The 24,192-nt window shown below is 46.9% G+C and carries 20 protein-coding genes; 6 read left to right on the forward strand and 14 right to left on the reverse strand.

The window, feature by feature from the left end; genetic code table 11:
• Nucleotides 1–2: 2 nt before the first annotated feature.
• The 9 genes from IAQ59_RS02510 to IAQ59_RS02550 form a co-directional block, all read right to left on the reverse strand.
• The gene (locus IAQ59_RS02510) at nucleotides 3–2,336 is read right to left on the reverse strand and encodes a TonB-dependent receptor (RefSeq protein ID WP_245189388.1); all 2,334 of its coding nucleotides are present in this window, start codon (nucleotides 2,334–2,336) and stop codon (nucleotides 3–5) included.
• Between the two features lie 305 nt (nucleotides 2,337–2,641).
• Nucleotides 2,642–2,860 carry an HTH domain-containing protein gene (locus IAQ59_RS02515; RefSeq protein WP_209329205.1) on the reverse strand — a complete coding sequence of 73 codons (219 nt, stop codon included), beginning with the start codon at nucleotides 2,858–2,860 and terminating at the stop codon, nucleotides 2,642–2,644.
• 11 nt (nucleotides 2,861–2,871) lie between these two features.
• On the reverse strand, nucleotides 2,872–5,064 hold the full coding sequence (locus IAQ59_RS02520) for a peptidase domain-containing ABC transporter (RefSeq protein ID WP_209329206.1): 2,193 nt from the start codon (nucleotides 5,062–5,064) through the stop codon (nucleotides 2,872–2,874).
• The gene (locus tag IAQ59_RS02525; RefSeq protein WP_209329207.1) at nucleotides 5,051–6,460 is read right to left on the reverse strand and encodes a glycosyltransferase; all 1,410 of its coding nucleotides are present in this window, start codon (nucleotides 6,458–6,460) and stop codon (nucleotides 5,051–5,053) included. The genes IAQ59_RS02520 and IAQ59_RS02525 overlap by 14 nt, the downstream gene beginning before the upstream one ends.
• A 1-nt stretch (nucleotide 6,461) precedes the next feature.
• Nucleotides 6,462–6,986 carry a peroxiredoxin family protein gene (locus tag IAQ59_RS02530; RefSeq protein WP_209329208.1) on the reverse strand — a complete coding sequence of 175 codons (525 nt, stop codon included), beginning with the start codon at nucleotides 6,984–6,986 and terminating at the stop codon, nucleotides 6,462–6,464.
• The gene (locus IAQ59_RS02535; protein ID WP_209329209.1) at nucleotides 6,987–7,616 is read right to left on the reverse strand and encodes a hypothetical protein; all 630 of its coding nucleotides are present in this window, start codon (nucleotides 7,614–7,616) and stop codon (nucleotides 6,987–6,989) included.
• A 635-nt stretch (nucleotides 7,617–8,251) separates the two neighbouring features.
• The gene (locus IAQ59_RS02540) at nucleotides 8,252–8,917 is read right to left on the reverse strand and encodes a Crp/Fnr family transcriptional regulator (RefSeq protein WP_245189389.1); all 666 of its coding nucleotides are present in this window, start codon (nucleotides 8,915–8,917) and stop codon (nucleotides 8,252–8,254) included.
• A gap of 6 nt (nucleotides 8,918–8,923) precedes the next feature.
• On the reverse strand, nucleotides 8,924–9,325 hold the full coding sequence (locus IAQ59_RS02545; protein ID WP_209329210.1) for a DoxX family membrane protein: 402 nt from the start codon (nucleotides 9,323–9,325) through the stop codon (nucleotides 8,924–8,926).
• A gap of 338 nt (nucleotides 9,326–9,663) precedes the next feature.
• On the reverse strand, nucleotides 9,664–10,086 hold the full coding sequence (locus tag IAQ59_RS02550) for a hypothetical protein (protein ID WP_209329211.1): 423 nt from the start codon (nucleotides 10,084–10,086) through the stop codon (nucleotides 9,664–9,666).
• Nucleotides 10,087–10,336: 250 nt separating this feature from the next.
• Here IAQ59_RS02550 and IAQ59_RS02555 point away from each other — a divergent pair, with 250 nt between their 5' ends.
• Nucleotides 10,337–12,064, forward strand: a complete 1,728-nt coding sequence (locus tag IAQ59_RS02555; RefSeq protein ID WP_209329212.1) for a phospho-sugar mutase — start codon at nucleotides 10,337–10,339, stop codon at nucleotides 12,062–12,064.
• A 157-nt stretch (nucleotides 12,065–12,221) separates the two neighbouring features.
• On the opposite strand, the gene IAQ59_RS02560 is transcribed toward IAQ59_RS02555, so the two are convergent.
• Entirely contained in the window at nucleotides 12,222–13,067 is an 846-nt protein-coding gene (locus tag IAQ59_RS02560) for a universal stress protein (protein WP_209329213.1), read from the reverse strand.
• Nucleotides 13,068–13,277: 210 nt separating this feature from the next.
• Here IAQ59_RS02560 and IAQ59_RS02565 point away from each other — a divergent pair, with 210 nt between their 5' ends.
• A complete protein-coding gene (locus IAQ59_RS02565) occupies nucleotides 13,278–14,471 on the forward strand; it encodes a 6-bladed beta-propeller (protein ID WP_209329214.1) in 1,194 nt (397 codons plus the stop codon).
• Here the strand turns inward: IAQ59_RS02565 and IAQ59_RS02570 are convergent.
• From IAQ59_RS02570 to IAQ59_RS02580, 3 genes are read right to left on the reverse strand one after another with little or no spacing between them, the layout of a single operon-like run.
• On the reverse strand, nucleotides 14,452–14,661 hold the full coding sequence (locus IAQ59_RS02570; RefSeq protein ID WP_209329215.1) for a hypothetical protein: 210 nt from the start codon (nucleotides 14,659–14,661) through the stop codon (nucleotides 14,452–14,454). The genes IAQ59_RS02565 and IAQ59_RS02570 overlap by 20 nt on opposite strands.
• 35 nt (nucleotides 14,662–14,696) lie before the next feature.
• Complete coding sequence (locus IAQ59_RS02575) at nucleotides 14,697–16,217, reverse strand: RagB/SusD family nutrient uptake outer membrane protein (protein WP_209329216.1); 1,521 nt, start codon at nucleotides 16,215–16,217, stop codon at nucleotides 14,697–14,699.
• Between the two features lie 26 nt (nucleotides 16,218–16,243).
• Nucleotides 16,244–19,309, reverse strand: coding sequence for a SusC/RagA family TonB-linked outer membrane protein (locus IAQ59_RS02580; RefSeq protein WP_245189390.1), 3,066 nt, complete (start codon nucleotides 19,307–19,309; stop codon nucleotides 16,244–16,246).
• A 408-nt stretch (nucleotides 19,310–19,717) separates the two neighbouring features.
• Between IAQ59_RS02580 and IAQ59_RS02585 the strand changes: the two genes are divergently transcribed.
• A complete protein-coding gene (locus IAQ59_RS02585) occupies nucleotides 19,718–20,107 on the forward strand; it encodes a DUF302 domain-containing protein (RefSeq protein WP_209329217.1) in 390 nt (129 codons plus the stop codon).
• A 716-nt stretch (nucleotides 20,108–20,823) separates the two neighbouring features.
• On the opposite strand, the gene IAQ59_RS02590 is transcribed toward IAQ59_RS02585, so the two are convergent.
• On the reverse strand, nucleotides 20,824–22,629 hold the full coding sequence (locus IAQ59_RS02590) for a hypothetical protein (protein ID WP_209329218.1): 1,806 nt from the start codon (nucleotides 22,627–22,629) through the stop codon (nucleotides 20,824–20,826).
• Between the two features lie 393 nt (nucleotides 22,630–23,022).
• Between IAQ59_RS02590 and IAQ59_RS02595 the strand changes: the two genes are divergently transcribed.
• From IAQ59_RS02595 to IAQ59_RS02605, 3 genes are all read left to right on the forward strand, one after another.
• Complete coding sequence (locus IAQ59_RS02595) at nucleotides 23,023–23,208, forward strand: type II toxin-antitoxin system HicA family toxin (protein ID WP_209329219.1); 186 nt, start codon at nucleotides 23,023–23,025, stop codon at nucleotides 23,206–23,208.
• A 39-nt stretch (nucleotides 23,209–23,247) separates the two neighbouring features.
• Complete coding sequence (locus IAQ59_RS02600; protein WP_209329220.1) at nucleotides 23,248–23,652, forward strand: helix-turn-helix domain-containing protein; 405 nt, start codon at nucleotides 23,248–23,250, stop codon at nucleotides 23,650–23,652.
• 94 nt (nucleotides 23,653–23,746) lie between these two features.
• Nucleotides 23,747–23,890 carry a hypothetical protein gene (locus IAQ59_RS02605; RefSeq protein ID WP_209329221.1) on the forward strand — a complete coding sequence of 48 codons (144 nt, stop codon included), beginning with the start codon at nucleotides 23,747–23,749 and terminating at the stop codon, nucleotides 23,888–23,890.
• The last annotated feature ends 302 nt before the right edge of the window (nucleotides 23,891–24,192 follow it).

The raw sequence follows: 24,192 nt of genomic DNA on the forward strand, positions 1-24,192 counted from the left end.
GACTAAAAGGTAAAACGGTAAGAAACAGATGGCACAATGGGAAACAAGCTAAACTGCCGCAATTGGTTTCGCTGTTGGTCATAGTTGAAGCTGATGTCCATAAAGAAAGGGTTCAGTCGGCTATAGACGTTGTACACCGATACATTCCAGGTGCGTTTTCCCCATCGCTTCGCTTTGTGAAAATTGACTCCCACATCCAGGCGGTGGTAGCTTCGCATCTGAAAGTTGTTTCGGGATTCAAAATAATCCAAATAAAGCCCACCAAAACGCATAAATTGATTATTGACCACGGAGGTAGCATGTTGATATCGCCGGGTCGGCACCGTGATGAAGTTGCCTGTGCCAAATACCCAGGTACCGGATAGGTCAATCCGATCACTCAGTTGATGGACGGCAACCACACTGATGTCGTGTCTCCGATCGTAGCGAAATGGAAACCAGGCGCCGTCGTTGAGATCATCAAAGCGTCTATCGGTCTTGGATAGGGTGTACCCTACCCAACCGGTTGTTTTTCCAGTCTTCTTCTGCAAAAGTAGTTCCACCCCAGAGCTTCTGCCTTCTCCGGCTGTCACTTTATTTTGCCAATCTTCGGTGGTGTCCAAAAACGATGCTCCATCCTGGTATTCGATTAACCCATCCATTGTCTTGTGGTAGGCTTCCACACTGAATTCCAGGCCGTACCCCAGATTCTTGAAATACCCCACCGAGACTTGGCGGCTTTGCTGAGGGGCAATGCGGTCTGTAGAGGGCACCCACAGGTCAGTGGGCAGGCCCAAGCCCGCATTGGTCAGCAGGTGGATGAACTGGGCCATTTCTACATAGGAAAACTTCAGGGAAGACCCCGGATCCAACAAATACCTCATGGCAAAACGGGGCTGCAGGGAAGTGTAGGTTTTTGTGTCTGCGAGAAAACCGGAAGCATGGGCCCCCAAGTTGAATTTCAGACGATCCCCTACCGAAAAATCATCTTCCAAGTAGAAGGAAAACTCCTGGCTATCGGTAGGTTTACCTCCTTCCCGTATTTCAGGCCGTTGGCTTTCCTGAGATACAAAAACCCCGGGAGTAAACCGGTGATTGATCCACATACCCCCCCAGCGAAGGTAATGCTGCGGATTGGGAATATAGTCAAAATCTGCCTTCAACGCCAGGTCTCGGATACCTGAAAAATAGTCTGCTGCGTAGAAATCGCGAATGGGCGCCTGCCCTTGATTGCCGGTAAAATTATCCTCATACTCGGTAAACACCCTGAACCGATAGCGTGTGTAGGTTCCCGTGAAATTGGCAAACAGACGCTGATTAAAGACATGGTTCCAGCGGGCCGCAGCTATTCGGTTGCCCCAGCCCAGCCCGGCACGTTCCCTACTGGAAAATACTCCCTGCGAATTCTCCCTGTTCGATTGAAACCGGGAATACCCCCGATCCTCTCCTCCGTAATAACTCAGGTAAAGGCGGTCCTTTTTGTTGAAGATATGGTTTACCTTTGCATTCATGTCGTAGAAATAGTATCCTACGCTTTCCCGGCCCCCGCTAGTCCTACGAATAATTGGACTCGCAATCATATCGAGGTAGGTACGTCTGCCGGAGAACAGGAAGGAGGTTTTGTCCTTGGCTATAGGCCCCTCCACCGTTACTTTGGAGGCTATCAGCCCAAGGCTTCCTTCTCCCTGAAATTTCTTCATATTCCCCTCCTTCATGGTAATATCGACCACCGAAGAGAGTCGCCCTCCATAGCGGGAGGGGAAGCCCCCTTTGATCAGTTCCACGTTGTTAATAGCCCCGTCGTTGAAAATGGAGAAAAATCCAAACAGGTGGCTGGCATTGTAGACCGGTACCCCATCCAATAAAACGAGGTTTTGGTCCGGACTGCCGCCTCTTACGTAAAGCCCGGAAGCACCCTCGGCCCCCGACTGCACACCGGGCAATAATTGAATCACTTTAAAAATATCCACTTCGCCCATCAGGGCCGGAAGGTTTTTGATCTCGCGAAGCGGCACATTCACCGCACCCATCTGCGTACTCTCTTGGATGGGATCGGCACGGTCACTTTGTACCACCACCTCTCCCAACAGCCCGGAAGGCACCATTTCTACGGTCAAAATCGAATCATTGCTTACCGACAAAGAAAGTGGCTCGTAACCTACATAGGTAAACACCAACTCCACCTCCTCGGTAGGCGACGTGTAACTAAAAAATCCATAATTGTTGGTGACCGTACCTTTCTGCTGTCGTTTGTCGAAAACATGCACACCAATCAGCGACTCACCAGTCTCTGAGTCCTTAACGGTTCCACTGACAGTGACACGCTGCGCAAAACCACGCGAAGAAAAAGTCACCATAAAAACTAAAAATAGTATTACAATTACCCGCATATTGACCGCTTCTGAAAATCTCCACAAAAGTAATCATAATTTGATGTTTACCAAAAATGGCAATTTCTAATGGGATACCGCATTGATAAATGCATGATAACGGTAGATAGATACGCCAAAAATGGGGAAAAAGGATAAACTAGGTGTGATCAAAAGGACGTATACCAATCACCCGCCCCTTTGATCATCAGCCAAGCTGCTTACCGGGCACTTCGGCTGACTGCACTTCTTCGCATTCGTAGGCACACTTTATCAAATTAGCGGTTTGTGTCTCAATTTACCGTTGCCCTATCTTCAAAGACATAGCTCCGGTCCCGCTCGGAATAGACGATCTTTCTTTCAAAGCCCAGCTTTACAGAATCCAAAATATTGTACACGGTCCGTTCGGTCACGCCAAACTTCCTCGCCAGGTCCTTGGGGGAACCGGTTTTGCCTTTCTCGATCAGTTCCAACAATCTCATTGTTCGCTCGTAGTATTTTAATCCTGCCATTGTTTTAATGATTAAGCGGTTGCGTGTAAGTAAGTCCATTCCTGATATGCCTTGGCATACAAATTATCCCCGTCGATCAATGCCGCATGGGAACCCTGGGCAGCCACCCTGCCCTCCTCCAATACCACAATGCGGTCGCACTGCCTAGCTAACCCCAACCGATGGGTGACCAGCATCAGTCCAACCTGCTTGCGTTTACAGTAGGTATTCAATAAAGAAATCACTTGCTTCTCCATGCCAAAATCCATGGCAGAAGTCGACTCGTCCAAAATCAAATAGGGGCTATCTTTATAAAGGGCCCTAGCCAGACAAACAAGTTGTCTCTGACCACCGGAAAGGTGCTTACCCTCCTCTCCACAAAGCGTAAAGAGGCCCTGACCAATGTCGTTAAGCAGGGTACCAAATCCCGTCTCGGACAAAAATAAGGCAACCTTTTCCAGTTCATTGGGGTCATTGGTCAGCGCAATATTGTCCAAAATGGTGGTGTTGAATACTTTTTCGTGCTGTCCGACCACGGCTATCTCTTTTCGCCACTCCTGTACCGAGCTCTCCGATAGCCTCGTTTCTCCCATAACCAAACTCCCTTGCTCCGGCTGATAGAAGCCTTGAAGAATATCCACTAGGGTGCTTTTTCCACTGCCTATTTTTCCAAACACGCCAATCGAATCTCCAGGATGCAGCGCTAGATCAATTTGGTCCAACAACTTGGATTTACCGGGAAACCTAAACGATACTTTTTCCAAACGCAAGGCCCCCAAAGGTCTTGTAGGATGCTGCTGATAATGCCCTATCGACAAGTCCTCCACCTCCAACTTGGAAATCTCAAACAACCGGTCAAATGCCACTTTGGCTTCCTGAAGCTGAAAATTCACCAGAACCAGCCCGGAAATTGCCGGAAGCAGTGAACCTCCCACGGTGACCAAAGCCATCATCTCGCCGAGTTGAAGCTGATCCTGCAATACCAGCCACACGCCGAAGCCAAAAATCAACGTGATGTACACACCGGCAACTAATTGGGTCGCAAATGAAAAGGAATTGCCCAACAAGGCCAGGGTATAGCCCTTGGTTTGAAATAAATCAAACACCCGATTGATCCGGTCACCAAAAACCCCCTCCTTGCCATAAGATTTGATGGTAGACATACCTGATAGGGATTCGATGTATTGGGATTCATTCATTGAGTGTGCCGCCATCATTTCCCGTTGGGAGCTGACAATGGGTTCGTGGTATTTTTTAGCAACCAAAAAATAAACCGCCAAGCCACTCAGCCCGAGTAAGCCCAACTCCCAAGCGTAATAAAACAGGTAGGCAAGTGACACCAGGATTACGAGAAAGTTGATCACCAAGCTGCCTATCACTAAGGATACCGCATTTCGTATCCTTCCAGAGTCATTTAAGCGGGCAATCAAATCTCCCGTGCTGCTCCCTCTAAAAAACGAGATGGGAAGCTTTATGACGGTTGATAGGAATGATTCCACCAATCTAACATTTAGATCCTTACCCTGTCTGGCCATAAAGATCCCTTGCAGATAGCCAAGAAATGACCGTATCACCAGCAGGCCTCCCAAAACGGCCAAACCGATTAAAATCATTGGCACATCCTTTTCCGGCAAAAAATCATCGATCAGCTTCTGAGAGAAAATAGCGGTTGAAAGACCGGTCACAGCCACCAATAAACCTAAAATCGCAGAAATTACCAATATGGGAATATCTGCCTTGATAAGTGATTGGAACCATTTCCACTGCGACTTAGCTGCTTCCCGCTTAGCTTCAAACCTGTCGGTAGGCAATAGCTCGAGTAGTGCCTTTGACTGCCAGATACTGTCCAGCTCCTCCGGCAGTAGGTAAATGACCCCCCAACCAGGATCGCCTATAACAAACTTGTCCTCCTCAAACCCAAAGCAAACCACAAAATGAAGCCGATTGTCCTTCACCACGTGCAGGATCACGGGGTGATCTAAGGTTTTCAAATGCTCCAAAGAGCATTCAAAGCCCTTGGCTGCAAACCCTATTTTTTGGGCCGCCTGGCATAGTCCCAGCAGAGAGGTACCATTCAGGGTGGTGCCACTGTTTTTCCGAAGTTCATCCTGTGAACATGCTCCACCATACCAGTTGGCGAGGGTACTGAGGCAAGCTAGCCCGCAAGCAAACTCTCCGAGCTGTTTCACATGGATCCGATCGAGTTTTTCCTTAGACAACTTCATAAAAATCACGTTTGGTATAGTTAGGATAAATCAACTTCATTTCTTCCAGCAGGATACGGAGTCTCTGATGTTCCTGCTCGTTTACCGGTGTCATGCCTGCCTTAAATGAGCGGATGGCGGCTTGATATCTAACCGCATGATCCAACATATATCTGATCTTTTGCTCCATCAAACCCAAGGAGTCTTTACGGATATTCCCCATTTGACCCAGCCCTAGGTAAACCAGCCTTGCCGCACAGCCCGGCTGATCCCATTTTAGCGATAGTGGAAAAGCCAACATAGGAACTTCAGCAGCAATGCATTCCTTGATTGAATTGATTCCCCCGTGATGAATCATTAAATCCACGTGGGAAAGCAGTATTCGCTGCGGAACACTTGAAAACACCGAAACATTGGCGGGCGTCTTGCCTAGGCGGTGGATATCTAAAAAACCACCTATACTCAACACGAAAAAAGCATGCGCTATCCTACCGGCAAGGCTTATCACGTTGTTGAAAAAACGCTCGCAAATACCAAGATCGTTTATCGTCACCGTTCCCAGCGAACAGAAAACCAGCCTTTTGCCAGAGGACTTGACCAAATCAATCACTTTTATGAGCCGTTGATCCTGAATAGACTGCTCCGAGGGAATATCAGGTAATCGACCAAAATAGTATTTGTTTTCCTTGTGTGATGCCGCGGCAAAATCAAAGGATTTGGGATAGGCGGCAATGATAGGCAACTCTTTTACACCAATTCCGAAGCAACGATCGGTATCCAAGGTCAATTTGGATAACCGGTACTTTGATCTTATGACATTTACGTGGTTAGTTTCACCTAACAATAATTCCTTCCAAAAACGGCTACACCATCTGGAAAACAACACCCTATTCCAAGAAATACGAATCCGCAGTGCGGAGAATGCAGATGTAGCCGGCATTTGAACACTTTGAAAGGGCGGAGTACCCGATACTCTATGCGGCAGCGTCATGGTTGATACCAATAGCGTAGGCAGCGAGATACGCTCGTATAAAAAAGCTTTCAGGGCAAAATGATCGTCCAGAAATACCAATGAGGGAGAAACAGAACGCAAGGCGACGGCGTACTCTAACCTTCGTGCTTTCATCTCTTCTATCAAACGAGGCTTTCTCTTTCCGGATATGCGCTCGACCAACACGCTGACCCACCCTGCCTGCTGTATCTCTGACTTCTCCGGCGCTAAAAGAAATGGGTTCACTAGAATTACCCGATATCCCCTACTAGTGACTACCGAGGAAAAATCAGGATTGGTCAAAAAAACAATCTCAAACCCTTGCTCCTTCATCCAATCGGCCAAATTTAAGAATGCTTGCACGTGACCCATGGCAGGAAAAGGATCCATCAATACCACCGAGGAAGCTGATTTTTCCGCATTCATATCACAGGCTTTTGGGTAAGTTATTCAACAAAGAAGAAACTTTAGCAGGTCCTTCAAACCTCCAAACCAGGTGCATGTCCTTACTGAAAATCAGGGAAACAGGCACGTTAAAAACTTCTAAGGTCTTGGCTATACTCGCGTCTTCGTCGACCAAAAAATAGGTAGGAACGTTGGATTCCCAGTCAAACGAGTTCTTAAACGCGTCGATTTCATTTGGGTCTTCGGAGGAAATAAAAAGTAACAAAGCAGGTTCAAACGCCTCTAAATGCTGATTGATTTGTGCTATCTCATGCTTGCATAGATCACAACTCGAATTGAAATAAATCAAGACAATTGGAACCTGACCCGCAAACTTCGATAGGTCCAGCCAGGTTCCATCCACTGTTTTAACCGGCAGATCCATCAGTGAAACGGTAACCGGTTTTGGCGTTTGAAGGCTTTTGTATTTTCCGATCATGGCCCAGCCCATGACGCCCAAAAACAAAAAAACGAAAGCTAACAAGGCATTTTTAGTTATCTTTTTCATTTACATCACATTTAGGGTTAAGAACATGACCAAGACCACCCAGCATACCATTCCTACTCCATAGGAAGAGAGCACGATTCGGGAACTTTTTAGTAACGGGAGCTCTACCTCTTCCTTTAGGAAGTAAATCAGTAGCACCATATAGACCAGCTCAAACGCATTGAGCAATTGTAAGGGATATACAAAAACCTGATGCAACCCCGCAGCATCGAAAAAATTAATGGCTGACAGCGGGTAATACTTCATAAAGGCATCGTAAGAGAAATTACCGGAAGAAATCACGAGAATTTTTATCAGAACGGCTATCACGAGTATGCTTTCTGCGTATACGGCAACATGAAATAGACGGGAAAGTGGTTGGTTTTCGTGACTGTCCGCAAAAAATAACCCCGCATAAAGTAGAGACGCTACCAAAAATGCCTTCACCACATAAATGAACACCGAAAAAAGAAGGCTGAATTTACTCCAATACCTCATTTGATCCAGGCTCTCCAAAAGGACATGCTCCGGAATATCCAAATCACCCTGTTCCATAAACTGACGGAAGAGTAAACCTTCTATATCGACGAAATAGAAGTTTACGGTGTAAATCACTCCCGCATAGAAGACAATGATTACGAAGCTCTTCATAAAAAACATGTTAAAGAAACTGCACCTAAATTAACCAGCCTTTCGGCCCTCCACACCTGCCTTCAACACACAAATGAATACACTTACAAACAAAAGAACGGAACGATGATTTGATAAGAGATTCTGCCAAAAGGAACAAAAAATTAGCGCTATACGACTATGCTTGCATGTTTTTGATCCTTGAAGAATAATCCCGATAAAATTATCACCCAAAAGGCATGTTCAATTACTACCTAACGAGATAAATCAGATATAACTTACAATTTTTCATCAAATCATTACAATCACATAATATTAAAAATTAATCCTTTCAATGTCAAGCTATTGAAGCAGAAAAAAAACAAACTTTTTATATTGATCAATCAAAAACACCAAATAGTAGATGAAATGAAGGCTACCTACTGGAAAGACAGGGATTTCTTGTTACCGTTGAAAAATCAATTATAGACACATGCTATAATCTCAACAACACATTAGGCTGTGCTGAACCAAAAAAAAAGCAACGCCCTGATACATGCAAACTGAAAACGACCGTGCTCTTCATCCGCAATAATTAGATATCGCGCTAAAAAAGTCTGTGAAGCTGTAAAGAGCGTTAACAAGGTTTTAGTCAAACAGAAAGACCGTTCGGAATCTTACTTGCTAATCAACTCCTCAAAATCATCCCGTACATAGATCACGTTGCGGCCTAGTTCGATCCAGCGCTTTTTCTCCAGTTGCTTGAGCAGTCGGGAAATGACCTCCCGGGAGGTACCGAGTTCGTTGGCAATCTCCTGATGGGTGGTATGGAGCTCGTTGGCACGCAGCTGCTTCATCTTGGTCACAATATACCGCATCAGGCGCTCGTCCATACGCTTAAATGCCACCGCATCCAAGGCCACCAGCATCTCCTGAAAACGGTGCTGATAGGTGCTGGATACGTAATCCTTCCATTGCTTGTATTCATCCATCCACTGCTCGTGCAACTGCACCGGCACGGCCAAAATGGTTGTTTTTTCCTCCGCTACCGCCCGGATTTCACTCGGACGATTGGCACTGCAGCAGGTAAGCGAAAGGGCGCAGGTCTCTCCGGGTTCCAAGTAGTAAAGAAAGAGCTCCCTCCCGTCCTCATCCGTTCGCAGTACTTTGATGGCACCATCCAAGACGATTGGCACCATTCGGACGAACTGACCGGGCTCCATGATGGCCTTATCCGCTTCAAACTGCATTATTTTCCCCTCTTTTGCCAAAACCTCCAGTAACCGGGTATCGGTAATGGCCGGCAAGCGGTCCCGCAGATCTGCTATTTCTATCGTATTCATACTACCCTAAGATTTATTCTTTGATAAGTAACCATCGATTGAAAAGGTATTGGATGGCATAAACTGGATCAGGAGCACAAAAAACCCGAGATGGATCATCTGCGAGGGATAAGCACCCCAGTTTTCGATTGACGCCGTTCCCAGCATCAATAACAGCATAAAGATCGCCCCAGCTACCGCACTCCAGGTACTTTTATATCCCAACAGCAATAGCAAACCCAGCCCGAATTCGACAAACGGGATCGCCAAGCTAAAAGGCCGCACCAGCAGCGATGGCAACATGGATTCCGCAAAATCAGCCACCATTTTGTCGCTAAAGGATGTAAGCTTGGGCAAGCGTACCAGGCCATGCCCAAACATGCTAATCCCTATGCCAAGTCGGATAAAGAGATAGGAAATTGGATTCATATGTTTCTTGTTTTTTCTCGGGGAACATAGCCGGCCTGCCCGATATATCCATCCGAATTCATAATGCGCCGTGGCGCTTTATCCAAAATTGCCACAAATTCCGCAAACGCCCAAAAAAGCCGGGAGAAGATTACGCTTTCAAAAAAAAAGCAGCTACGGCAAATAGGCCAAAACCAGACATCGTCAGCATGCCTGTTTGATCATGAAAATAAATAAACGGACGCAAGGTCAGGGAATTACAAAAAAACTGATCCAATGGATAGCTTAAACGCCCCGAAAACAACAAAAAAGCCCGGTAGTGAACCGGGCGAGAAAATCAAAAGGAATCGGTGGAGAAACTAACGGGATCTCCAAAGATCCTTTAACGATTTGCCGTTAATCTGCATCACAAAACGGGCGGGGTTGGCTACCAGCACAATACGCACATCTTGACCATCAAACTGTTCGGATTCGATAGGCACTCCTTCTTTACCCTTTATCTCATAGGAAACGACACCCCGCGCATCTGCCTGCAACGGCACGTATCGATTGGCCAGATAAGCAGAAGGAAGTAACACATCGTTGTCTGAATTCAGTGCGTCGTAAATACGTTCCAACTCAGCCTCCAATCCATCGCCATAGGTTTCGTTGAAATCATCTTCCAGGTCATGAAGCTCCTCCTCCAAATCATCGTAATCGGGCTCGGCATAAGTCTTCTTGCTTAGCTTTATTCGCAGTTCAATGATAGTAGTGAGATCTTGGTCCAGTTGATTTAAATCCATAGTATAATCGGCTCTTTAAATTTTAGGAATGAAGGTAGATAATAATGAAACAGTTTCCAAGAACTACCCGATGAATTGGGGGCTTTGGAAATGAAACGAACCAAAGGATTCGAGTCATCTTCCCGGCCGAAAAAGGCAGGTTCCAAAAAATCCAGAATAAATTTTCCGTTTCCCATACGTTAACCCACATAAATTCCTAATTTCATTCCTTCATAATAACTTTGTACCAGAACCAAACTTTTTCCAAACTATGACAGATGCTTCTATCTTGAATAAAGCCCAAACTTGGCTTAACAGCAACATCGACGAGGAATCCAAAAAACAAATCAAAGCCCTGATGGAGGCCTCGGATTCCAGCGAATTGATTGATTCATTCTATAAAGACCTGGAGTTTGGCACAGGAGGTCTTCGCGGGCTGATGGGGGTCGGTTCGAACCGCATGAACGTCTATACCGTGGGGATGGCTACCCAAGGCCTTGCCAACTACCTGCTGGCATCCTTTCCAGGGCAGCAGATTTCAGTGGCGGTCACCCACGATTCCCGGATCAACAATACGCTGTTTGCCGACACCACCGCCAACGTAATGAGCGCCAACGGCATACACGTTAAGTACTTCCGGGAGATGCGGCCCACGCCCATGCTTTCGTTTGCCATCCGACATTTTAAGTGCCAAAGCGGCGTGATGGTCACCGCTTCCCACAACCCGAAAGAATACAACGGATACAAAGTTTATTGGGAAGATGGGGGACAGGTGGTGCCCCCTCACGATAAAAACATCATTACAGAAGTAATGAAAATCAAATCGGTAGACGATGTCAAATGGACCCGGAACGAAGCCCTGATCTCATACATCGAAGAGGATCACGACTTGGTATACCTGGCCGAAGTAAAAAAGCTCTCCATGTCACCGGAAGCTATCATCGCACAAAAAGACCTAAGCATCGTATTTTCACCGATTCATGGGGCCTCCGGAACCATGGTACCAAAGGCATTGAAGATTTTTGGCTTCGAAAACATCCACATTGTCAAGGAACAGGCAGAACCAGACGGAAGATTTCCCACCGTCATATACCCCAATCCCGAAGAAGCCGAGGCGCTAGCCATGTCGGTAGCCCTCGCTCAAAAAGTAAAAGCAGACCTGGTGCTGGCCTGTGACCCTGACGGTGACCGGTATGCCGCCGTAGTTCCCAATGAAAAAGGAGAATACGAACTGCTCAACGGGAACCAAACCGGATCTGTCATCGTCTACTATCTCCTAAACAAATGGCGGGAACACGGGAGGCTGACCGGCAAGGAATATACCGTAAGTACCATTGTCACTACCGACCTGATTGGTGAAATTAGCAGGGGCTTTGAAACGGAATATTTCTCCACCCTGACGGGCTTCAAGTACATCGCCGAAGTGATCCGGGCAAACGAGGGGAAGAAGACCTTCATAGCCGGGGGCGAAGAAAGCTACGGTTTCTTGGTAGGGGATTTCGTACGGGACAAGGACGGCGTGTCGGCCTGTGCCATCGTAGCGGAAATCGTGGCTTATTACAAGACCAAGGGCATGAACCTCATTGATGTCTTGGCCGAAATCTATATGCAGTTCGGGTTTTACAAGGAATCCCTGATCTCCATTACCAAAAAAGGGAAAGACGGTGCCGAGCAAATCCAACAACTGATGCAGGGCTTCCGCACCAATCGGCCAAACGCAATTAACGGCGTGAAGGTAACCAAAATCATCGATGTTAAAGAAAGCAAGGTATATGACATGGTAACCGGAACTGAGGAGATGCTCCATTTGGACAAATCAAACGTGATTCAGTTCTACCTGGAAGACGGAAGCAAGATCTCCGCTAGGCCATCCGGTACGGAACCCAAAATCAAATACTACATCTCGGTAAACGAAAAACTACCTAATCGGGAAGCCTACAGATCAGTGGAAGCCATATTAGACAAACGAATAGATGACCTGAGGAAATTCTTTGGCTGATCGACCGAACATCTGATCACTAAAAAGGACAGCGCATCGCCAATACGGCTAATGCGCTGCCTTTTTTTAAGGGGCAACCAAAAAATCGCCTTTCATTCAACTTTACGTTCCCCTCCTTACCCTTCTACTCAAAAATAACATAAACCGCCTGCTCACTTCATGCATCACCTTCCAATCCCAGATTAATAGACCATACGGGCAAATTCAGGTAGGTGACCAGGTTTTCCGTCACGCTGGGTGCAAATAGCTGCTGCAAATCAGAACGCCCATGTGTGGCTACAGCAACCATATCGGCTCCCAATTTTTCGGCAAACTGAATAATTCCACGTTCCTCCTTGTAGGCGCTGTAATGATGAACCGGGTAGTCCGAATCCGCATATTTTTCCAGAAACTCCCCAGCCAGCTGCTCAATCTGGGAATCTTCCAAGAAGTTTGCGGGTGTGTTCACATACAATAAGTGCAGATAGAGTCCCATTTTCGCCGCAAATTCCGCCACTTGTTTCAGTGCCTTGCCTGAGTTCTCCTTCAGATCCGTCGCAAAGACGATACGATTAAACGAAACCGGATCTTCGATATTCTTCACCACCAAAACGGGAACCCGGGCCTTCCGCAACACATGGTAGGTATTCGACCCCAGCATATGCTCCTTCCATCCGTATTGCCCGTGCGACCCCATCACTACCATGGAAGCATGCTCTCGTTCTACAAAAGAAATGATCTGATCCTTCCCGTCGCTAAAGCACAGCTGCTCTCCTACTGCGACGCCTTTGGTTTTGGCCTTGTCAACCCGCTCCGCCAAGGCCGCTCTCGCCCTGCGGATGGCCTCTTGGGTCTCCGGAAACAACCGCTCTTGGTCTTTGGAAAGCTTTGCCCAATTCACTGGTGTATGAAGGACATGGAGCAGTACTACCTCCCCCGGCTGCTTTTGGGCCAACTGGATGGCGTAATCGAAGGCAGCATCCGCATGGGGGGAGAAATCGGTGGGAACTAGGATCTTGTTCATCTGAAATGGCTCTTTAGAAGATTCATAATGATAAATATAAAAAAAACAGTATATTACAAAGCTAGTTTGTGTCAGCATGTTTCATGACTTTGGTCATGCCTGTCTACTACAGGGAAGGTAAAGAAAAGCGATTCAACCATAAGGCCCGTGCAACACGCCTGACTGCTTTCGGACGGGCTTGCAGTTAATGGGTATTCGATAAACTTAAAAATGACATTTTACCTTAGAGATCTCTGGTTTTTACCTTGTATATCAACCCTTTGGTTGGGATGTTCGGGAAAAGACACGTCCCAGGGAGGTCTTTTTCCTACGGTTCTGATAGAAGCCTCCCAAATCCTGCCTTTTGATCAAGCCGCCGCAGAGGTAAGTTTCATTCCCTTGCGAATTCCGGAAAACCAAGCCATTAACCTTTCCTGTCGTTCCTCCGAACTGACCGTATACGGGAACGAGCTTTATTTCGCCACTAAATGCATGAATCAATTCGCCATCCATGTTTTTGGTTGGGAGGGGAACTACCGTCGAAGCTACGAAAAACAGGGAGATGGCCCGGAGGAGTACGCTTGGCTACAGGGTCTGCACATAAAAAACGACACCCTCATCCTAAGTGCTGGCCAGGGCGAGCTTGTGGAATACCGATTACCCGACTTTCGGTTTTTAAGGCGGATCGAGGTAGGGAGCTACCTTTTTCTCAACAATTTCAGGGCACTCGGGTCGGACACATGGCTGCTTTCCGGTGAATACGACGGAACGCTGGATGCGGATGGAAAATATCCCGTTTTCGTGAAAAAAGACATTCAATCGGAGAAATCTGAGGGAATAGGATTGCTCGGAACCCCTGTATCAGCCGAAATCAGCGAGGGAGAGATAGCTGACTTTGGCCAAGGATACCTGCTTAACTACGCCTTTTCGGACACTATTTTCCATTTCTCAAATGGCAAGGCAGAGCCTATCGTTCGGATGCATTACGGAAACCGGCACCCTCCTAAAACCGCTATCTACCTGGAGGAGGATGCATTTTTCGAATCTCTCCAAACCCAACGCATGGCATTCAATATGGGAAACATTTGGCATACCGAAGGCACTTGTCGCGTTCGGGTTTTCGGCCTTGAAAAAAAGGCCTCTTTTGACCTGGATGATGCTGCCTCTTTTCCAATCTACGAGGTCTTCTTTTCGTTAGATTCCCCAGTACCGGTAGCGACGCCCATGCTTGGAGGCCTCCATGCGAAGGGAACCTCCCATGCAGGATATTTTTTCGATATCTTACAGCCTGAGGACTGGGTCCGCGCACTGGAAACTGGAAGCCTGGGTTCACATGGCGAAGCATTGCAGCAGGTAGTAAGCCAAGACATCGATTTTGAAGAGCCTGTAATAGTCCGCTACCAGGTCAGGGCGAAAGGTCGATAGGGAATTTCTTGGCCAAAATCATCCGTTCTGAAACGGCTATTTCGTAGATAAAAACATAGGGAATGCGATCACTGGCCGCAAGACAGTAGCCAAACAGACTGTCGGCATGAGACAGAGTCCGCTCGTAAAAATCCAATTTGATGCCACTAAAAAAGCCCTCTAAAATTTCTCTTGAGGGCTTTTTTAGCAACTTCCGTTCTTCAGTTGGATGATAGCAAATGAACGTTAGTAACCTTCATTTTGATCAGCGCCTGAAAGAGCCGAATTGTTATCGATTTCATTTTGTGGTATAGGCAACCTATCGTGCACCTGCCGGTAGACCGCGATGGGTTCAGCGGCCAATTTACCGGCTCTTCTCCATCTTCTAATATCCCGGTTTCGAACTTGCTCCCCTCCCAATTCCACTCTTCGTTCATGTTGGATCGCCCGGCGCATTTCTTCCTGTGTCCCGGTAGGGTATTGCGCGGTGGGGTATGGAGGCATATCCACGTCAGCCCTCGCCCTTACTTGATTGATATAAGGCAATGCGGCCGCAGGACCGGAAGTTTCATTTTCTACTTCCGCCATCATTAGCAACACATCGGCATAGCGGATTACCCTGAAGTTAATACCTGACCGGGTGTCTTCATTCTCCCGCTTATAGATCATCTGGTATTTCCTCCATGAAGGACGGGTAACATCGCCCTGCACCTTATCCGCAGTGAGTTCATTTTGACCATTATTATACATATCACCTATCCGGTAAAAGGAGTAAACCGACCGAGGGTCGTCCTTTTCGGCCCCATTGGCAACGGACTCAAACTCATCAACCAACGAAGCGCTGGGAATAACATTTCTCCAGGCTTTTGGACCATACTCCTGCCCCCTGAATGTAACTTCAGCAATATCGCTGCCATCGGCATTCCAACCACCGGCGTCCCCGAATTCCTCTGTAAACTGCACCTCCCAAATGGACTCTGCATTATTTTCATTTTCTTCTTCGAAATTATCCAAGTAGCGATCCACCAGCCGGTACTGCCCAGATCCGATCACTGCCTCCAAAAAAGGCTTGGCAGCGGCATAATCTCCTCGGAATAAATGTGCCTTAGCAGCCAGCGCCTGTGCAGCACCCCTACTTGCCCTTCCTGCAAGGGATCCGGTAAGTTCACTTTTCAACGGCAACAGGCTGATTGCCTCTTGAAGATCACTAAATATCACCTGATACACTTCCTCCTCCGAAGATCTGGGGATTCCGTCCGGAGTAGAAGCACTGGAGGTCATCAAAGGAATTGGACCCCACAGACTCACGAGCTCAAAAAACGCCAAAGCCCGTAAATAATGTGCTTCGCCAATAATTCGGTTGCGAAGCCCTTCGGTAATCTCTTCTGTTGCATTTTCAGCATTTTCCAGCACTAGATTTGCACGGTGGACGATTCGAAACCAGCCCCGCCAGTTAGCCCCAACCAATGGATTGGACGCGTCGAAAACATGATTAAGTACCTGTGCGCGAGGTGCCTCCAATTGAGGCCCTCCGGTATCACAGTCGTCTGAAAGCAGGTCTTGAAGGAAGAAATACTCCCGGTTGTACAAGTTATTTGCCTGTAGTCCCGAATAGACCGAATTTATCGCAGCCTCAAGCTGGGGGCCTGTACGATAAAAGGTTTCTATACCCAATTGGTTAGGGTTTACCGGTTCCAGAATTTCCTCGTCGCACGACGCAGCTCCCATCAACAATAGGAACAGCGTGAGTATGGATTTAGATTTCATAGTATGCATTTTTTTGGAATAATAGGTTAGAAGGTAAGCTGAATGCCCGCAAGAACGGTTCGGGCCGCAGGAAACTGACCATAATCGATACCAGCGCCTAGGGTATTGTTGATCCCTTCACGAACCGCAATCTCAGGATCGTATCCCGAGTAGTTTGTGAAAGTCAACAGATTTTGGCTGGATAAGTACACTCTTAGATTCGAAATACTTCCCCTACTAAATGAATCCAGCACCGGCTTAGGCACCGTATAACCTATGGAAAGGTTTTTCAATCGGAGGTAAGAACCATCCTCAATCCAGCGGGAACTTGCACGGGCATTTCTATTGGGATCTCCCGATACTGCCCGAGGAACTTCTGTATTAGGCTGCTCAGGGGACCATCGATCCAAAACCACCGTACTGGCATTGAATAGTCGAGTCATCCCTTCGGTATGAAAACGCAATAGGTTAAATATTTCATTTCCCTGAACTCCCTGCCAAAACATGGTGAAATCAAAGTTCTTATAATTGGCGGATACATTTACCCCATAAGTAAAATCCGGCATGTAATGTCCCAGAAAAGTCCTGTCAGCATCGGTAATCACCCCATCGTCATTTAAGTCTCTAAAGCGAATATCTCCTGGAGACGCGTTCACCTGCTGACTTCGGTCATCTCCTTGTTGGAAAAGCCCATCGGCCAGCCATCCATAGAAATAGGCGATCGGCTGTCCCTCTTCGGTAAACGTCATTTGATCACCTTGAAACTCCGGCCCAAATATGGTGTTACCAGTACCCAATGAAGTGAGCTCATTGCGAATAAAACCAATGTTTCCATCTACTGAAAATTGGAAGTCACCGGTATATTTCCGATATCCCGCGGTAAGCTCCACTCCCCGGTTTGACACATTTCCTACATTGGCTACCGGCGCGGCGTCGTATCCGAGGGACGGAGGAATCGGTACCCCCAAGATCATCCCTTCTGTCGTATTGTCGAACCACTCGGCAGATAAGTTGATTCGATCGTTCAACAATCCCAAATCCAACCCAACATTTCGCATTACGGTGGTTTCCCAGCGGAGATTGGCATTCGCCAATGCGGATATCGTGCTGGCACCTTCCAAAGACCCCGCAAAATTGTAGAAATGGTTACTGTTGATGGTTCCCTGATAGACATAATCCCCGATGCGGTCATTTCCTGTCTCGCCATAACTCGCCCTTAACTTTAGATCGCTTACAGCGGAAAGCGATTCCATGAACCGCTCCTCACTGAGCCTCCAGCCCAATGAAAACGAAGGAAAAGTTCCCCATTTGTTGGCAGGGCCAAAACGTGATCCCCCGTCCCTTCTGACCGATGCACTGACCAAGTACCGTTGTTCGTAGTCGTAATTGATACGCCCAATGTAGGAAATGAGTCCATATTCTGTCTTGTTGCCTGAAGTTGTTTGGTTTTGCACACCCTGCAATACCCGTACGTCGTTGGTAAGGAAATTTTGACCATTTCCGACAAGTCCGGTGGAGACAAAGGTCTGTTGCTCCAATACCGCTAGGGCATCTATCGTGTGTTTCCCAAAGGTCTTGTTATAAGAAAGTTGGTTGCTGATGAGCGGAGAAACAAAGGTGCTTCTATTCTGGGTAATAGATGCGAAGGGCTGGAAGTTGAAGTCCCCGGCATCAAATCGAGGAGTGTATTGGTCCTGTGTACCTATCCCTATGTCCATTCCGACGAGAAATTTATATTTTAAACCTTCATAGATATCTACGTCCACGAAAGCGGTACCCAGCAATTTGAAATCCTGCTGTCGGTTGGTTCGTATTTCGGCATTTAAAACCGGGTTTTCGGGATCCGATCCATCCACGCGATCGGGCGACCGGAATCCACCCAATCGGCTGGCATCTCTGACAGGGATATAAGGTACCTGCTTGACCATGTGCTCTATCTGACTTCTGCCACCTGTCAGAGGCTCATTGGCACGATCCGAATAGGCGAACGTCAGCGTTTGGCCGATTTTTATTCGGTTGTTAATTTTAAAATCCGTATTGGTTCTGAAAGAAACCCGTTCGAATCCGGTTCCTCTCATGATACCCTCTTGCTTAAAATACCCAAAAGAAACATTGTATAACACAGACTCTGTACCACCCGAAACCGCCACATTATGATCCTGAATGGGAGCTGTACGGAACATCTCTCCCTGCCAGTCGGTATCTACATTGGCAAAGTCGCCGAGATCGTCAAAGCGCTGCGGCGCCGGTTGCCCTCCATTGGCCAATAAGTCCCTTCCAAAGGAAATGTATTGATCCCGGTTCAACAGATCCAATTGCTTCCAGGCAGTCTGGGTTCCATAATAGGAATCCACAGATACCTTTGGAGTCCCGATCTTACCCTTTTTGGTGGTAACAAGGATTACGCCATTGGCGGCTCTTGATCCGTAAATTGCCGCAGCAGACGCATCCTTCAACACCTCGATAGACTCAATATCCGCCGGGTTGATTTGATTCAAACCTCCGGCGGGTACGCCATCTATCACGTATAGGGGGTCGTTATTTCCGACTGTCCCAATGCCTCTCACCCGTACCAATGGATTGGTGCCCGGCGCTCCGGAATTGGTAACACTCACACCGGCGGCGCGGCCTTGTAACGCAGAAGCCAAATTTGGGACTGGTAATGCACGAATATCTTCGGAACTTATCGAAGATATGGCTCCGGTTACCTTTGCGCGCTCTTGGGTACCGTACCCCACTACCACAACCTCGGAAAGAGCGGACAGCTCCTGTCCAAGTACAACGTCCACCGTGGTTCGATTTCCGACACGGACTTCTTGTACCTCAAATCCAATGAAGGAAAAAACAAGCACCGCATCGGAGGAAGGAACTTCCAGGGAATACCGCCCGTCTATATCGGTAGCTGTTCCGATCGTAGTCCCTTTTACCAGTATGTTCACTCCCGGTAAGGTTTCGCGGCCATCCTCGGAAGTAACCGTTCCACTTACACGAATCGGTTGGTTTCCCTGTGCCATCAGTGATCCAGTACAAAACAGGACAACTATTAAACTCAAAAAAGCCGCCCTTATGCCAAAAATGGACATAGAACGGCTCACGTAACAATTTTTAATCATACTCGTAGGTTTTTAGGTTTAATAAATCAACTTTCTAAACTGCCCATTAGAGCCATCGTATTTGTCGGTGATCAACTCATTGAAATGTGATGACCTAACAAAGACAGCATGATAAGTTTAAAGTCATTCAAATGTATAAAATTTATTTTAGAATAAACGAAAAAAGCGCTAATTGGTTTATCAAAAGACCTAAATCAATTTAAAAATTAATCACATAACACTAAAATCGGAATATAATTTTAAAAAAATTAATAATTTAGAGATAGATAAATTTTTTTCATACATAAAATATTTTAATACTAATTATTAATGAAATAACACATATATAGGGTAAAAAATAGATTGAGTGACCAAAATCACCTTCGAATTCAGTTAATTCCCCTATCTTTCTAATAAAATAAATACACCATGGGATACTACATCGCAAGAACATTTGAAAAACAAGACATCCAAACGCTCAGGGAACAGGTGGAAGCGGCACTCAAGCAGGAAGGCTTCGGCATACTGACCGAAATAGACATACAGGCCACCATGAAAAAAAAGCTGGACAAGGACTACAAACCCTACTTGATTTTGGGTGCCTGCAATCCGGTTTTTGCAGATAAAGTGCTGCAGGCGGAACCCAACATAGGAGCCCTGCTACCCTGCAACGTGACCATTCGTGAAACCGACTCCAACGAAATGGAAGTAGCGGTAATGGATCCGGCAGCGGCGATGATGGCGGTAAAAAACCATTCCATCGAATCGCTGGCAAATGAAGTAAAGCAAAAGTTAGAACGGGCGCTGGCTTCGTTGTAGTCAGTAATGGAAAGCAAAACCTATCGCTTGCCCCCTATTTCCCGGCCTTTTTGTTTCCAGTAACGTGGGAAGAATAGTGGCCGGGATATTTTTTTTCTATTCCATGCTCACTACCCTGCTTTTTTCCTCGGTAGATTTGCGAAAGTGCATTTAGCCACTCTCAAGTCGTATTTTTGATAAATTTGGGTGTTCCGGTCATTATTGTTGCTATTTTGAGTCGTGTCCAAGAGCATCGAAACCCCGCAGCTGGGCACCTTTTGGCTAAAACCTGCAAGGCGGAAAATAAAGTGAGCATGTGGTTTTTCTCCCATATACAAAATTACGATCAAGATAATAGGGTCACATCAAACCATCGGAAACCATCAAGAGAATTGACGAAAAAAGGTATCGGGTGGATTGAAATGGGTGTCCCAGCGAGGAAAGCGGCAAAAATAGGGTGTAATTGATTCATCACTTGAAAAGATCTGTGAAAACCTGTGATATCTGTGGTCAAAAAATCCAGTTCCTGCTAGCTTAGATCTAGGAACCTGGCAGGTCCCAGTCCGTCTACATTCAGTCGGGTTAGAGGACATTCAATCACCCCCTCCAAAAACTCGTACACCAAGCCGTTCAATGGGCCGGTAAACGGACAAAATAAACGCATTTACGACCAAGAAAGGCTCATTTTCACACTCCAAGTGTATGAAAAAGAGCCTCTTTTGGCACGCATCCTCCGACTAAACCTGAGCTACCGGACTGCTTAGTAAGGAAACTCCCACTACTTCTCGCCGAAGGTGCCTAAACTCCTCTTTCAACGCCTCCACGCTATCCACCGTGTCGGCTGCCTGTTGCTCGATCAACTGCTGATAGTATTGGATTCCATCCAGTAGGTTCTTTTTGAATTTCTCCACATAGTTTTCAAACTTCTGGCTGTTCTCCGCCAATGGCTTCTCAACCTCCCGTTTGATATACCCTACGTAGAGTTGAAGTTCCTTGACAAACACATGGGGCCGCTGGGGATCCAGGGACAAGCTTATTTTTCCATATATATGGTCCACCATTTCCTTGAGGCTGAAAACCCCTTTGAAATAGGCCAGGTTTGGCCCCGGACAAATGGTTACGGCGCTCAGGTTTCTTCGTGGGGTATGCCCTTCGTGCAAAATGGCAGGGGCGCTGAGTCCCTCGCATAGGCAATCCTTTTCCATGGCTTTTTCCAGTTCCTCCGAGGTGATGGTACCCGAGGCCTGTTGTTTGGACTTTAAGTGCAGATAGGCACGGGAAGCGGTGCAGATGGGTTTGTCTCCAAATTCTGTGCTGAACGACAGAAATTTCTTATAGCAAGGACTTCCTGCCCGGTTTTTTTGGATGCGGGCCATGCGTTGTTCTTCCGCGCTGCTGTTCCGCAAATTGTTAAAAGGAACGCCCAAAGGAGAAGCATTGCTCAGGTAGTAGTCGGACTTCCGTGAAGCAAGAATCCGCTGAAGCGTGTCCTCATCAACGCTCGTAGCCTCCGGGACCAACAGAAAGGGGCTACCCCAGCCGGTACCATCCAGCTCGTAATGATCCAGCAGGAAGCGGTCTTCCTCCGAATTGCCGATGCCTCCTTGGTAGGTGATTTTAGGTCGGGCATCTTCCGGCAGACGAAGGCCTTTGGCTTGTAAACCTGCATTGCACGCCTCCCTTAGCGTTTGGGCCAGCACCTGCCTGTTTGTCTTAAATTCTTCCAGAATGGGCCCAATCAAATACCCCTCCGTCGCAAAGGCATGGCCTCCGCAGTTTAACCCGGACTCCACCCGAAATTCCGACACCCACAAACCCTTCTTGGCCAAAAAGCGGCCTTGAATCAGGGCAGATCGGTAGTCACTGACCTTCAGTATGATGCGCTTTTTTATATATCCGTCCTTATCCGGGAAAAAGTCCGAAAAATTCTCCGCATAGCTGTATAGGGCAGGGTTTAGCCCGGCGGAGAAAATAACCGATCCATCCAGTTCGCTGTTGGCAAATCCTCTGAGAGCAGTGAGTGCATCCGAATATTCTCTTGGAAGGGGGTTCCCCTCTTTGTCCGTATTTAGTTTATCCACCTTCGTCATGATATTGACGTCGATGGATCCTGGTACGATATGGCTTCTGAGCTCCTCTTGCAGTCTAACACGCTCGGTACCGGTTTCCGACAGCATCTGAATATAAAGCGAGTGGTCGGGATGGTCGGTGGGCAGCAATTCGAAGTAAACATGGATGTCCCGGTCGGTCTCAAAATCCTGGTTTTTGAGATCCGAGCATTGCCGTTGCACCTCGTGATGGAGCAGGTTTAGGTAAGCGGTCGTGCGGAGGGCCTTGTAATCAGGCACCTGCTCGTCTATAGCGTCAAAAGGGAGACCCAGCTTGCTGCTGTGAATCCGTCTCATGTCTTCCAACAAAAAATCGTCTACGATGGAAACGGCACTCGAAATGCCAAATTTGGCAACTTTAAGGGGGGTGTCAACAGTAAACCCCAATCCCATTACGGGGATATGAAATGAATGTGGGGAGGTAGTTTGCTTCATGGAAATCTGATCAATTTAGCCCAGTATCAGGCAACGACAAATATATAGTGTACCGCAAAAGCCACCTACGATGAAACTCACCCATAAGTATGATTTAAATCATCTATTTCGCTTGATGGGGATCAGTTCGATTTTTCGCTTCTGTACACCAGAGCATGCCAACGAGCAGCGGTAGACGCGTCTACAAGCTACAACTGGAAAGCACCAATCCTTCAGATATATTTAACTATCCTTAGATGCGTAAGACCTCGCAGCGGGATGGAAGGGGGGCGATTGAATCGGAAGTGGGAGATGGGAGTATGAGGGGATAGTGGTTTTTGTTATAACAAATCAGTTCTGCCCTTTGTAAAAGGTATTAATATTCGTACCTTTGTACTTTACCAATCAAGCGGAATGAAATATTCAGAACTCGAAAAGAAATGCAAAAAGGCCGGGTGCTACTGGATAAAAGATGGTAAAAAACACCCGATATGGTATAGCCCGATCACCGGAAAGACCTTCGACCTCTCACACCATAAAAATCAGGAAGTAAAAACGGGAACACTAAACAAGATCATGAAAGCAGCGGGAATTAAATAACCTCCGCTTTTTTAACCCTAAACTGTAAATCAAAATCGTATGATAAAGGCAAAAGCAATTATAGAGCGTGGTAATGACGGAACGTATGGTGCCTATCTGGACACGGAGGATCTTCCCTATCACATCATCGGTGACGGTGACACCGCTCAGGAAGCAATAGAGGATTTTTACAATAGTTACGAAGAAATGAAGGTAGTTTTTGAGGAACAAAAGAGGGAATTTGTGGAATGCGAATTTCAATTCTCCTATGATGTGGCTTCGTTTCTTGATTACTATGGCAAGGTGCTTTCTCTGGCGGGATTGGAGCGGCTCACCGGCATCAATCAGGGACAGCTAAGCCACTACGTGACAGGCAGAAAGAAGCCCGGCAAAAAGACGGTGGAGAAAATAGAACATCGCTTGAAGGAATTTGCCAAAGATCTACAGCAGATTCAGTTCGTTTGATTGGTACCCGTGCGTGCGAATGCAACGGCCCCGGATCCTGATTTTCAGGACCGGGTTTTTTTATGTCCTTTAACGGAAAGTGCCTGAAGGGACTATGATACGATACGCTCCCCAAATCAAAAAAACGGGTAAATGCCGCCTGCTGGTCACCGAGACGAATGCCTTTGTGATAGGCACCAGTCCGTTTGCCCAGTTTGATGAATATATCGGAATATCCAAGGGCAGCAAGGCTCCATAGGAGGGCTTGCATCCTATTTTAGCTAACTACCAATGCTGTTTTTTTGATTTCGTCTGCCAAACAGTGAAGGGTTTCCTCAATCCGTTTTGCTTGGTCCTTTGAAGGGTTTTTAGCACCAGACACGTACTGCCTTAGAAAAGCAGGATTCATGCCGGCATGTTTGGCTATATTGGAGATTTTCAGGAAGTTGCAGAGAAATCTTTAAGCTGGAAAAAGATGACTTCTTCGCCGCAGATACCGGAGGTGAATGGTGGAAATTCGCCTTACATTTCCTATATTCTAGGAACTGACAATTCCCTACC

Origin of the sequence: Lunatimonas salinarum (assembly GCF_017811155.1) — a bacterium.
In the GTDB taxonomy this organism is placed as follows: domain Bacteria; phylum Bacteroidota; class Bacteroidia; order Cytophagales; family Cyclobacteriaceae; genus Lunatimonas; species Lunatimonas salinarum.

Coding starts and splice junctions, on each gene's coding strand:
- IAQ59_RS02525 (WP_209329207.1), bottom strand. CDS start 6,460: ATGAATGCGGAAAAATCAGCTTCCTCGGTGGTATTGATGGATCCTTTT.
- IAQ59_RS02575 (WP_209329216.1), bottom strand. CDS start 16,217: ATGAAATCTAAATCCATACTCACGCTGTTCCTATTGTTGATGGGAGCT.
- IAQ59_RS02560 (WP_209329213.1), bottom strand. CDS start 13,067: ATGAACAAGATCCTAGTTCCCACCGATTTCTCCCCCCATGCGGATGCT.
- IAQ59_RS02520 (WP_209329206.1), bottom strand. CDS start 5,064: ATGAAGTTGTCTAAGGAAAAACTCGATCGGATCCATGTGAAACAGCTC.
- IAQ59_RS02550 (WP_209329211.1), bottom strand. CDS start 10,086: ATGGATTTAAATCAACTGGACCAAGATCTCACTACTATCATTGAACTG.
- IAQ59_RS02605 (WP_209329221.1), top strand. CDS start 23,747: ATGATACGATACGCTCCCCAAATCAAAAAAACGGGTAAATGCCGCCTG.
- IAQ59_RS02510 (WP_245189388.1), bottom strand. CDS start 2,336: ATGGTGACTTTTTCTTCGCGTGGTTTTGCGCAGCGTGTCACTGTCAGT.
- IAQ59_RS02545 (WP_209329210.1), bottom strand. CDS start 9,325: ATGAATCCAATTTCCTATCTCTTTATCCGACTTGGCATAGGGATTAGC.
- IAQ59_RS02555 (WP_209329212.1), top strand. CDS start 10,337: ATGACAGATGCTTCTATCTTGAATAAAGCCCAAACTTGGCTTAACAGC.
- IAQ59_RS02595 (WP_209329219.1), top strand. CDS start 23,023: ATGAAATATTCAGAACTCGAAAAGAAATGCAAAAAGGCCGGGTGCTAC.
- IAQ59_RS02530 (WP_209329208.1), bottom strand. CDS start 6,986: ATGAAAAAGATAACTAAAAATGCCTTGTTAGCTTTCGTTTTTTTGTTT.
- IAQ59_RS02540 (WP_245189389.1), bottom strand. CDS start 8,917: ATGAATACGATAGAAATAGCAGATCTGCGGGACCGCTTGCCGGCCATT.
- IAQ59_RS02535 (WP_209329209.1), bottom strand. CDS start 7,616: ATGAAGAGCTTCGTAATCATTGTCTTCTATGCGGGAGTGATTTACACC.
- IAQ59_RS02515 (WP_209329205.1), bottom strand. CDS start 2,860: ATGGCAGGATTAAAATACTACGAGCGAACAATGAGATTGTTGGAACTG.
- IAQ59_RS02585 (WP_209329217.1), top strand. CDS start 19,718: ATGGGATACTACATCGCAAGAACATTTGAAAAACAAGACATCCAAACG.
- IAQ59_RS02580 (WP_245189390.1), bottom strand. CDS start 19,309: ATGATTAAAAATTGTTACGTGAGCCGTTCTATGTCCATTTTTGGCATA.
- IAQ59_RS02565 (WP_209329214.1), top strand. CDS start 13,278: ATGACATTTTACCTTAGAGATCTCTGGTTTTTACCTTGTATATCAACC.
- IAQ59_RS02600 (WP_209329220.1), top strand. CDS start 23,248: ATGATAAAGGCAAAAGCAATTATAGAGCGTGGTAATGACGGAACGTAT.
- IAQ59_RS02590 (WP_209329218.1), bottom strand. CDS start 22,629: ATGAAGCAAACTACCTCCCCACATTCATTTCATATCCCCGTAATGGGA.